We start from the raw sequence: 11024 nt of genomic DNA, 5'->3' as shown, positions 1-11024 counted from the left end.
TTTACTGTGCAGGTCTTATCTTGGCAATGTCCTGTACATAAAGAGGATAATAAGTATATCCTGTAAATTTCTTGTTAAGTGCAACCAGCTGCGGAAGGTCCTCGATGTATACGCTGGCAGCCTCTTTAGAAAGGATTGTGAGGCATTCCTTGTAAGCAGCTGTCTTCTCAGCATCATCTGTGGAAGCCTCAGCCTTGGCATAAGCAGCATCGAATTCCGGGCTGTTGAAATTAACGAAGTTCTTGCTTGCATCGGATACATATCTTGAAAGCATAGCTGTTGCTGAAAGTGTTGAAGCATCAACGCTGACTACAGTTGCCTCAAACTGTCTTCCGGTGTAAACATCACTTACCCATGAGTTCCACTCGATTTCCTGGATGTTGGCTGTAACGCCTACAGCCTTGAGCTCCTCTGAAATAACCTGAGCTGTATCCACGTGCTGAGTGTAGTTGGAAGGAACTGTGATGGTGAACTCAAAACCATCGGGATATCCTGCCTCTGCAAGAAGTTCCTTAGCCTTATCTATGTCCTGATTGTAAGTATCGTTGAGCTCAGGCATGAAGTACTTGGTAAAGCCGGGGAACATAGCACTTCCGACTTCTTTTCCAAGACCGTCTGATACAAAGCCCATGATCTCAGCAGGATCAATTGCATAGCACAGAGCCTGACGTACTCTTACATCGTCAAAAGGCTTAACCGCGTTGTTGAGGTACATAGCCTGTACCGCATTGGTTGTTCCCTCATATACCTGGAACTTGTCTGAAAGCTGCGCTGCCTGTGTTGTTGTGATACGGCAGAACATATCGATGGAGCCTGCCTCAAGATCCATAACAATGGCATCTGCGTTGGACTCGATCTTGTAAACAACGTCCTTGATATACGCCTTCTCTCCCCAATAATCATCGAATCTTGTTACGATGATATTCTCCTGAGGAGAGCTGGAAACATATTTGTATGGGCCTGTTCCGATAGGATTGGTTGCCGGATCTGCATTGGATGCAGGTAAAATGGCAACTGTGAGCTGAGTTATAAAGTCTGAATCAGCCTCCTTAAGTACAACCTCCACGTGCTTGTCATCAACAATGTTAACACTGTCGACCTTAGCAAAGGTCTTAACAAGAGGCTCTTCGCCGTCCTTACCCTTAACTCGATCTAAAGAATATTTAATATCCTCTACTGTAACATCGCTTCCGTCGTGGAACTTGACTCCATCTCTCAGTGTGAATGTGTAAACTGTGCTGTCATCTGAAATTGTGTACTCGCTGGCTACAGCAGGGTTAAGATTACCGTTCTCGTCGGGCTTAACAAGTCCTTCGAAAATATTAAATTGTACCTCTCTTGTTCCTGCCCCTGTTGATGTGTGGGGGTCAAGACCGTCAATGTCCTGAGGTATTCCTACGATAAGCTTAGAAAGATCCTCCGCTGTATCTGTAGCTGCAGGTGCTTCTGTTACTACAGTATCGGTGGTGGTGTTCTCCTCCACCTTAGCGGAATCTCCTGCCTTGTCGCTTGAGCAGCCGCTCAATGCAATAGTCAGTGTTGTGAGCACAACCGTCAGAAGTGAGCAGCCAACCTTTCTGCCAAAACTTCTTTTGATCATGTTCAAATCTTCCTCCTCTTTCTTGGTCTTTGGCTAGACCAATTACATCGTTCAATATACGGCTTCGTCAAAGAATTGTCAAGAACAGACTATAAAAAACAGCTATGCAAAAAACCAACTTCCGCATAGCTGCCTGATATACATTTTGGTTAAATTAGCTCTCCTTCTTCAATAGAGGAGTGTTCTTGTCGGTGGAATCTGTTATTGTGCCGTCAGCCTCCTTACGAAGAACGGATTTGAGCTCGTCCATGAAGGTATTCACATCCTTGAACTCTCTGTATACGGATGCGAAACGAACATAGGCTACCGGATCGAGATTCTTCATCTTGTCCATGACGATCTCACCGATGGCACGGCTGGGAATTTCCTTCTGCTCCATGTTGAAGACCTCGGTCTCAACGGAGTCCACCAGCTTGGTGATCTGTTCTGCGCTGACAGGGCGCTTGTGGCAGGCTCTGAATACGCCAGCCTCAATCTTGGCTCTGTCGTAGGGCTCACGCACATCGCCTTTTTTGATAACAATAAGGGGAATAGTCTCAACCTTCTCGTAGGTAGTGAATCTCTTGCCGCAGGAATCACAGACTCTTCTTCGTCTTATGGATGTATTCTCGTCTGCAGGCCTTGAATCAATAACTCTGGTGTCATCCTTACCACAAAATGGGCATTTCATGCTATTCCCTCCATATTCTCAAATTATATACACTGTATATAGTACGAACATAGGCTTGTTCCACAAATTATTGTATCATGTTTTGTCGGTCTTTTCTACACAAAATATCGGATAAAGCCGAAAAAAAGCCCCTCGCCGAGGGCGAAGGGCTCATAATCATCAATATTACTTCCTCTGAAGGAAATCCGGAATCTTAAGTGACTTGGGCTCTACAGTGCTTCTGATCTCTGTAGGTCTGTTAAGTGTCATTCCGGCTGCGGGTCTTGCAACCTGCTCTGTTGCTGTTCCGATAGGAGTAACAGTAGGCTGAATAGGTGTTACAGGTGTAACAACCGGCTGGGGTGCCACATGCATTGCAGGTGTTCCCATAGGCTGTACCACGGGCTGAGGTGCTGCTGCTCTCTGAACAGGCTGCTGAGGCATTGTGTTGGCCTTGTCCTCGATACCTGTTGCGATAACAGTGATGGTACATGTATCAGTCTTGTTCTCATCGTATGTTGAACCAAAGATAACGTTAACGTCATCTCCGGCAAGTCCTCTAACGTAATCTGATGCTTCCTGTGCATCTGTCAGGGAGATATCACCTGAAATATTAATAAGGACGTTGGTTGCACCGTTGATCTTGGTCTCAAGAAGAGGACTCTCAACGGCCATCTTAACAGCCTCTGATGCCTTATCATCGCCCTTGCCGCTACCGATACCGATATGAGCGATACCCTTGTCCTTCATGACAGTCTGAACATCAGCAAAGTCCAGATTGATGATAGCGGGAACATTGATAAGATCAGTGATTCCCTGTACTGCCTGCTGAAGAACCTCATCAGCCTTCTTAAGGGCATCAGGCATTGTTGTACGTCTGTCAACTATCTCAAGAAGCTTATCATTAGGGATAACGATAAGCGTATCTACATTGCTCTTAATATTCTGGATACCCAGCATAGCGTTCTGCATACGAACACGAGCCTCAAAATTGAAAGGCTTGGTTACAACGCCAACTGTAAGAATACCCATATCCTTGGCAAGCTTGGCTACTACGGGAGCTGCACCTGTACCGGTTCCGCCACCCATACCACAGGTAACGAATACCATGTCTGCGCCCTTGATAGCTGCAGAAATCTCCTCTGCACTCTCCTCAGCTGCCTTCTGTCCTACCTCAGGCTTAGCTCCTGCGCCAAGTCCCTTGGTAAGCTTCTCACCGATCTGCAAAAGCTTGGGGGCCTTGCAGAGCTGAAGTGCCTGCTTATCTGTATTGATACCGATAAATTCAACACCGGTAATGTTCTCATCAACCATTCTATTCACAGCGTTATTGCCTGCACCGCCTACCCCAACGACGATGATCTTACAAGCGAATTCCGCCTCATTTGACTTAATCTCCAGCAAAGCTACTCCTCCTTCATAAACCTCATAGACTCCTACTAGCTATGATACGATTTTTTTTTTTAATAATCAACCCACTTTTTTTATGAAATCTTTACTTTTTGTCCGACAATTCATTAGCTTTTCTCTTCAAAAGTGATGTTGGTGGTATCTTCGTTATAATCTTTCATTTCCAAAATTCCGCTTTTCCCTTCGAGACTCGGAAGGATATATTGGAGCTGAATAATTTTCTCATCGATGTAGTCTCTCGTGCCGATACTGACCTCAACTCCGCCAAAATACAGATATACGTCATAGTCGCTGTCAAAAAAGATTTTTTCCGCATGAAGTTCATATTTGGACAGCAGTTTAGTTATATCCAGGATCTCGGCAAATACGCTCTCATTTTCCACAGGAAGCTTCTCATGGATGATAACGTGGTCAAAGGACAGCCCCAGAACCAGCGGAACGTCATCCGAGCTCTCAAGGGAGCTCTCCACCACTATTCCGTCTCTGTCAAAGTACATATATCTGCCAAGATACTGTATGTATCCCGCAATGGCCTTCTCATACACGTTGATCCTGATGGTATCCGGAGATAATATCTCCACGCTCATCTTCTGGATGAAGGGAATGTCTTCAATGCTCTTATTCCTGTATTTCATGGACAGATATACGCTGTTATGACCAAATTGTCCGTCCATGACCATTTCCATTATCTCTTCGTTGGTATAATGGGTATTGCCGGTCACATAAACATTGGTGACGGTATAGTTGTCAGATATGTATTTAAGGGCAATAAGGGCCGCTATCGGCAGAATAACAACAAGAGCCGCAATAACTATAAGACTCTTTCTTCTGAGAAAATATATGCCGATATTTCGGAATAATTCCCCAATATCAATCTTTGGAAATATAGGCCTTCTTTGCGAAGGTCTTTTTCTTTTACGTTTCTTACCCATCTTAATCCGCTCTTCCTATATTTCTTGCTACATTGAGCGCAATGCCAATCTCCGCCAGCTGCATGATAACGGCGGATCCTCCGTAACTGATAAAGGGAAGAGTGATTCCCGTGTTGGGAAGGGTGTTGGTAACAACAGCGATGTTAAGAATAACCTGTATTGAAATATGGGCCATAACACCAATAACCAGCAGCGCTCCGAACATATCAGGGGCATTGTTGGCGATGATCATAAGTCTCCAGATAAGGATCAGGAACATCAGCATAACAGCAATTGCTCCGAAGAGTCCCAGCTCTTCGCAGATGATTGAAAAGATCATATCGTTCTGAGCCTCGGGAATAAAGCCCATCTTCTGCATACTCTCACCCAGTCCCTTACCAAAGATACCACCGGAGCCGATGGCATACAGCGCCTGTAGCGTCTGGAATCCCTTGCCTGAAGCGTGTGCATTGGGATCGAGCCAGGCAAGAATACGCTCTGATCTGAATCCCATCTCAGGATTACCGGCAGAACTTGAAATGAACCAGACAATAGCAGCACAGGCCCCAAGACCCGAAACAGCAATTATAATATAGGGCTTGTAATTGGGCGTCGAAATAAAGAGCATCAGACCTACAATTCCCAGAATGATAACACCGGAACTTAAGTTATCGGTGATCTTGTACACCAGGATTGCCATAAAAAAGGTCGGAACCAGCGTAACGGCCAGTCCCTTGGCGGTCATAAGGTTCTTCTGCAGCTTGGCTATTATCGTGGCGGAAAAAATGATTGCCGCGATCTTGCAGATCTCCGCGGGCTGAACCGAGAATCCGGCGATATTAAGCCATCTCTTGGCACCGTTAATAACCTTTCCGAAGGGAATAAGGGCAAAAAGAAACGCAAGGGCACCCACATAGATCACCAGCGCCAGATTCTTAAAAAACCTGTAGGGGAAGTAAGATAATAAAACCATACCCCCAAGTCCTATAAGTGTCGGTATCAGCTGATGCCTGAAATAATATGCGGAATCCCCGAAATCCAGGTTCGCCTCGTAGGAACTGGTGGAATACAGCATTACCAGTCCGAAGGCCAAAAGAAACAGAATGATGAAGATCATACTGTAATCAATATAGGACTCTGCCTTTTCTTTTCTTAATGTCTTAAATCTTTCCAAAACTAACCCCTTGCAACAATGCTCAATCAGCGAGCTTATTCACATACTCTTTAAATCTTTTTCCTCTGGTCTCATAATTCGGGAACATATCCCAGCTTGCGCAGGCAGGTGAAAGAAGAACGGCGTCTCCGGGCTGCGCAGATTCGGTACAGAAGGTCAGAGCCTCCTCATAGGTATCCTTGAACACATAGTTGGTAAAACCGTGTTTTTCGGCGCACTCTGCTATCTTCTCCCTGGTCTGACCTATAAGCACAAGGAGCTTGACCGTATCTCCGAAATTCTCTATCCATTCATCGTATTCATTGCCCTTGTCATAGCCGCCTCCGATGAGGATTGTTGGCTTGGACATGGCCTTGATTCCCTGAATTGCAGCATCGGGATTGGTGCCCTTGGAATCATTGTAATAATCTACGCCGCCCTTGGTTGCCACGAACTCAATTCTGTGCTCAACGGCCTTGAAGCCCCTTATAACCTCCAGTATCTCGGAAAGAGGAACTCCCATGGCAAGACTCACGGCAATTGCAGCCATAACATTCTCTACATTACACATACCAACAAGGTTCATGTCGTGGATATTCATTATCTTCATGGGATTGCCGGCATTACTCATCATGATGTCCTCACCCTCAAGGTAGAAGCCATCTGTAAGTTTCTCTTTGGTTGAGAAAAATACTACTTTGGCAGGGCATCTGCTACCGAAATCCCTGGTGTATTCATTGTCATAATTAAGGACGCAGGTGTCCTCTTTGGTCTCGTTATGTGTGACATTCTCCTTCATGGCTGCGTAGCATTCCATGGTGTGATGTCTGTTGAGATGATCCGGTGTCACATTAAGGATTGCGGATACATTGGCATGGAAATTGTCCACAGCCTCTAACTGGAAGGAACTGATTTCTCCCACGGTAACGGTATCATCTGTCATTTCAAGTGCGCTCTCAGCAAAAGAAACGCCGATATTGCCAACCACATATACCTTGCCAAAATGAGCCTTCATTATGTCACCTACAAGGGTTGTTGTGGTGGTCTTGCCGTTGGTTCCTGTTATTGCAACAAATTTGCCCTTGGAAAAGCTGTAGGCAAGCTCAATCTCGCTCCAGATCGGAATATTCTTTTCCTTGATCCTCATAACTGTAGGAGAATCAAGAGGTACCGCAGGAGACGGAACTGTGAGCACAATATCAGAGAGTTCTTCATCTGAAATAGTTCCAACGATTATCTTGGTGCTGTCTCTGTCTTCCTCGTGGAGTTTGTTTCTGATATCCTCCTCTGTAACCTTGGTGTTCTCCTCAAGAACAACAGGCTTTGCCCCTACCTGGTTAAGGAGTCTTACTGAGCCTACTCCGGAGAGGCCTGAACCTATTACAAGTACTTTTTTACCTTTAAGATCTGCTTTCATAACTGTTTCCTTCTAAAATACTGATTGATGATATCACAGGCCTGCGTATGCGATAAGGCACAGAAGCACTGTGATTGTGGTGAATACGTTAACTACCTTGGTCTCGGACCAGCCGCCCTTCTCGAAATGATGATGGATAGGGGCCATTCTGAAAATCCTCTTTCCTCCCGAAATCTTGAAATATGAAACCTGAAGGATTACAGAAATAACTTCAAAAGCATAGATAAATCCGACAATAACTATAAATATGGGCATATGCATAACGTAAGCAATTCCGGTTACAAAGCCTCCGATAGCCAGAGAGCCTGTATCTCCCATCATAACCTTGCCCGGATATACGTTGTAAACAAGATATCCAAGGAGTCCTCCCAACATTGCGCAGGACATAACCTCTGCGCCGCCTGCCTGATAATGCATGGCTGCAATGGCAAAAAAGCCTGCTACAACAGCTGTCACAGATGCGCACAGTCCGTCAACTCCGTCGGTAAAGTTGGTTCCGTTGGCGGTTCCCAGTGCAATAAAGAACAGGATCGGAATATTCCAGATTCCAAAATCCAGTGAAATATCGGTGAAAGGTATCTTCATTGCCAGTGAAAGATCAGTGAAGTTCTCCACATACAGAGCAAATATTACAGTTATCACAAACTGTCCCACGATCTTCTGCCAGGCTCTGAGGCCTAAATTGTGCTTTTTGACAACCTTGATATAGTCATCGAGAAATCCGATAAGGCCAAAACCGAAGGTCAGAATAAGTACAGGAATGACCTCCTTGTGGCTTGCTCCGTAGAATATGCCGATGATAAGGAAAGGCAGCAGGAAAATAAAGCCTCCCATTGTAGGGGTTCCCGTTTTCTTCTTGTGGGATTCAAGGCCCTCCTCGCGGACGGTCTGCCCAGCCTTAAGCTTCCTTAAGATTTCGATTATCACAGGTCCCGAAAGAACTGCGATGAAAAAAGATACAAATACCGGTACCAATGTTCTCAAAAAATACGCACTCAACTCTATTACCTCTCAATAAAAAACTATCTCATTATGAAACTTATGGATTACCCTCTGCAGTATTATCAGCGTTTCCTTCACTTCCGGGGCCGTCGCCGTCAAAATCGGGAAGATCGTCTCCTCCGATAACCGTTCCGGTCTCAGGAATGATCATGGCTCCCGTGTTGGGATCAATGTAATAACCGGTGGAAGGATCTCTTTCAAAGGTCTCCCAGATGGAGGAACGGGGTCCGTCCATGGCGGGCTGCTCTTCCTCTGCAGCTGCCTCCTGATTCTCCTCTGTGCCTTCTTCACCCTCTGCTGCTTCGCCTTCCTGGCCTTCCTGACCCTCCTGGCCTTCCACTGCCGCTTCTTCGATATTGGCAGTTGTGACCATCTGATCACGAAGCTCCATGAGCTCCTGCTGCTCCTTGTCGGAAAGGGGCTCAGTCATAGGATAGTTAAGGTAGGGAAGCGCCTCTGTCAGCACTGCTCTTACGATCCTTGTGGCGTACTTGGCATCAGGCTGATAGTCGGTATTGGGTCTGTCCACAACCACGTAAATAGCTATCTGAGGGTTATCAGCAGGCGCATATCCCATGAAGGATACAACATACTGCTGGTTCTTTCTGGGAAGGGTCTGAGCTGTTCCGGTCTTGCCTCCTATCATGTAGCCGGCAGGTCTTGCTGTCTTACCGGTTCCTTCAGCTCCTGCCACAACCTGGTTGCAGTACTGAATGATCTTCTCGGAGGTGCTGGCGGAAACGGTCTGTCTCAGCACTCTTGGTTCTATGTTCTTGATGGTGGCTCCACTGCTGGAAACAATCTTTTTGACCACATGGGGTTCATAGTAATAGCCACCGTTGATCAGGGAGCAAAAGCCCGTGATCATCTCGATCATATCTACGTTAAAGCCCTGTCCGAAGGAGTTGGTGGCAAGATCTGAGGAGGTCATATCTGCAGCGTTGTAGGTAAGTCCCTCTGTTCTTGCTTCTCCCGCCAGGTCGATATTGGTCTTAAGTCCGAAACCGAAGTCCTTCTGGAACTTGGTGAAGGTTCCGTTGCCGATGGACTGGGCAATGTACATCATCGCTACGTTACAGGAAATCTCTATACCTCTCTCAACGGATACGTAGCCGTCGCCGTAGGTGTTGTGGCAGTGGATAGGCCATCCGCCCACTTCAAGGACACCGGTACAGTTATAAACTTCATTTCCTGTAATGGAGCCGCTCTCAAGTCCTGTAGCTACCGTAAAAGGCTTGGCTACAGATCCCGGCTCATAGGTGTCGGCGATACAGAAATTCTTCCAAAGTGCATTGTAATTCTGATAAAGCTCCTCATCTGAGAAGTTCTCGATCATCTCTTCGGTGATGTAGACACCGGAATCATATATGGATTCACCCTTTACCTTGTTGCCCTTCTCATCCACCGCAGGCATTCCGATGAGGGCCTGGGGGTCTCTTGGGTTGTTCAGGTCAAAATTGGGATAACTGGCCATAGCCAGCACATCACCGGTGTGGATATCCATCATGATGCAGCCCACATTATTGGCTCCGTTGCCGGTACGGGCATTGTTCTTGTAGGTATCGTTGAACTCCTTGAGGTGCTTCTCAACGATTGACTGGAGGTTGCCGTCTATTGTAGTGACGATATTGTCTCCGTCTGTGGCGGGAATAGTGGTCCTCTCAAGGCTGGAATCCTCGTTGAGGTAACCATACTCTCTTCCCATGGTTCCGCTCAAGGTGTCATTGTAGTACTCCTCCAGTCCGTACATACCGGTATTATCGCTGGAGGTAAAACCTATAACATCACAGGCCATGGACCCGTTTGGATATTTACGAACATAACCTGATTCGAACCATATGCCCTGAATATTGGCATCGTAGGAATCAGAACCAGGAGTTATGAGTTCCTGAAAAGCACTGATCTGATCGTAGGGAAGCTTCTTGGCCAGAACATAATACTGAGATGAAGGATGGTCCTTGAGATAAGATCTGATTTCTCCCGCATCCAGATCAAAATGTGTAACCAGCGCCTTAATGGTGGGTTCCAGATATTTATCATCTCGAAGTAAAAGCTTGGCATCCAATACTACATTGTATACCTTCTCACTGTAAGCAAGAATGGTATTGTTGGCATCCAGTATCTCTCCTCTTCTGAATGGGAGACTGGTGGAGTCGTACTGCTGCTGTGACAGAACCTGTTTCTCATACTCCTCGCCGTTATTCTTGGTTATGAGAATAAGTCTTACCCCTAATCCAACGAAAGCCAGTAGTACCAATGTAAACAGCACTACCAGCTTTTTCTTCATTCCTATAGTAAACTTCTGCTTTTTCCCAGATCTACTTTGTTTCATTTATAACACATTACTTCCTTCCAAAAAATCGCACATATTCTATTATAGCGTTATTTTTTTCTGTGACAACCATCAGCCATCAACCTGTGGAATGGGAGCAACCTGTCTGACATAATCGTTACCGCCGCCGTCTGAGTAGGTGACGATCTGGCCTTCTGTCGCATAAGTCATGCCATATTCCTGAATCGCAATTCTCTTAACCTCATCCAGGTCCACACTTCCGTTGGCTCTGTTATAAGCCTCATCGTTCTCCTGTTTTAAGGTGTTGAGCTGACTCTCAAGAGCAGCGATCTCTTTACCCGCATTCTTGACCTGAGCCTGCAGTGTTAAGTACCATGCAAGTGCAGCAACCACAAGAACCACGGCCACGGTCATGTATAAAAGAGTGCCCAGGGACATATGTGAGCGTCTCTTTTTGATTCTCTGAGGTTCCTGAACATGGACTCTTCTGGGTTCACGGGAAGGCTCATATTCTTTTCTTACTGTATTTCCGCGTACATATGCTGTGTTAGCCATGTTCATCCTCCTTTTCCAATGTCAGTTAAATCTT

9 protein-coding genes are annotated in these 11024 nt (G+C 46.0%); all 9 read right to left on the bottom strand.

Annotated elements, in window-relative coordinates; genetic code table 11:
* Nucleotide 1: 1 nt before the first annotated feature.
* Nucleotides 2-1600: an ABC transporter substrate-binding protein gene (locus G588_RS0101495; RefSeq protein WP_022776989.1), complete on the bottom strand. Its 1599-nt coding sequence runs from the start codon at nt 1598-1600 to the stop codon at nt 2-4.
* 154 nt (nt 1601-1754) lie between these two features.
* Nucleotides 1755-2270, bottom strand: a complete 516-nt coding sequence (nrdR, locus tag G588_RS18755; RefSeq protein WP_022776988.1) for a transcriptional regulator NrdR — start codon at nt 2268-2270, stop codon at nt 1755-1757.
* 165 nt (nt 2271-2435) lie between these two features.
* Nucleotides 2436-3653: a cell division protein FtsZ gene (gene ftsZ / locus G588_RS0101485; RefSeq protein ID WP_022776987.1), complete on the bottom strand. Its 1218-nt coding sequence runs from the start codon at nt 3651-3653 to the stop codon at nt 2436-2438.
* A gap of 113 nt (nt 3654-3766) precedes the next feature.
* Nucleotides 3767-4591 carry a cell division protein FtsQ/DivIB gene (locus G588_RS0101480; RefSeq protein WP_022776986.1) on the bottom strand — a complete coding sequence of 275 codons (825 nt, stop codon included), beginning with the start codon at nt 4589-4591 and terminating at the stop codon, nt 3767-3769.
* A 1-nt stretch (nt 4592) separates the two neighbouring features.
* A complete protein-coding gene (locus G588_RS0101475; protein ID WP_022776985.1) occupies nt 4593-5744 on the bottom strand; it encodes an FtsW/RodA/SpoVE family cell cycle protein in 1152 nt (383 codons plus the stop codon).
* A gap of 22 nt (nt 5745-5766) precedes the next feature.
* Entirely contained in the window at nt 5767-7140 is a 1374-nt protein-coding gene (gene murD / locus G588_RS0101470) for a UDP-N-acetylmuramoyl-L-alanine--D-glutamate ligase (protein WP_022776984.1), read from the bottom strand.
* Between the two features lie 33 nt (nt 7141-7173).
* Nucleotides 7174-8124 carry a phospho-N-acetylmuramoyl-pentapeptide-transferase gene (mraY, locus tag G588_RS0101465; protein ID WP_035787661.1) on the bottom strand — a complete coding sequence of 317 codons (951 nt, stop codon included), beginning with the start codon at nt 8122-8124 and terminating at the stop codon, nt 7174-7176.
* Nucleotides 8125-8179: 55 nt separating this feature from the next.
* On the bottom strand, nt 8180-10474 hold the full coding sequence (locus G588_RS18750; RefSeq protein ID WP_022776982.1) for a penicillin-binding transpeptidase domain-containing protein: 2295 nt from the start codon (nt 10472-10474) through the stop codon (nt 8180-8182).
* Between the two features lie 72 nt (nt 10475-10546).
* On the bottom strand, nt 10547-10990 hold the full coding sequence (locus tag G588_RS0101455) for a hypothetical protein (RefSeq protein WP_022776981.1): 444 nt from the start codon (nt 10988-10990) through the stop codon (nt 10547-10549).
* Nucleotides 10991-11024 lie beyond the last annotated feature (34 nt).

It is taken from the genome of Butyrivibrio sp. AE3009 (assembly GCF_000420845.1).
Classification (GTDB): Bacteria; Bacillota; Clostridia; order Lachnospirales; family Lachnospiraceae; genus Butyrivibrio.
The sequence above is the reverse complement of the archived record's forward strand: the minus strand, read 5'-3'. Positions and strand labels throughout refer to the sequence as shown.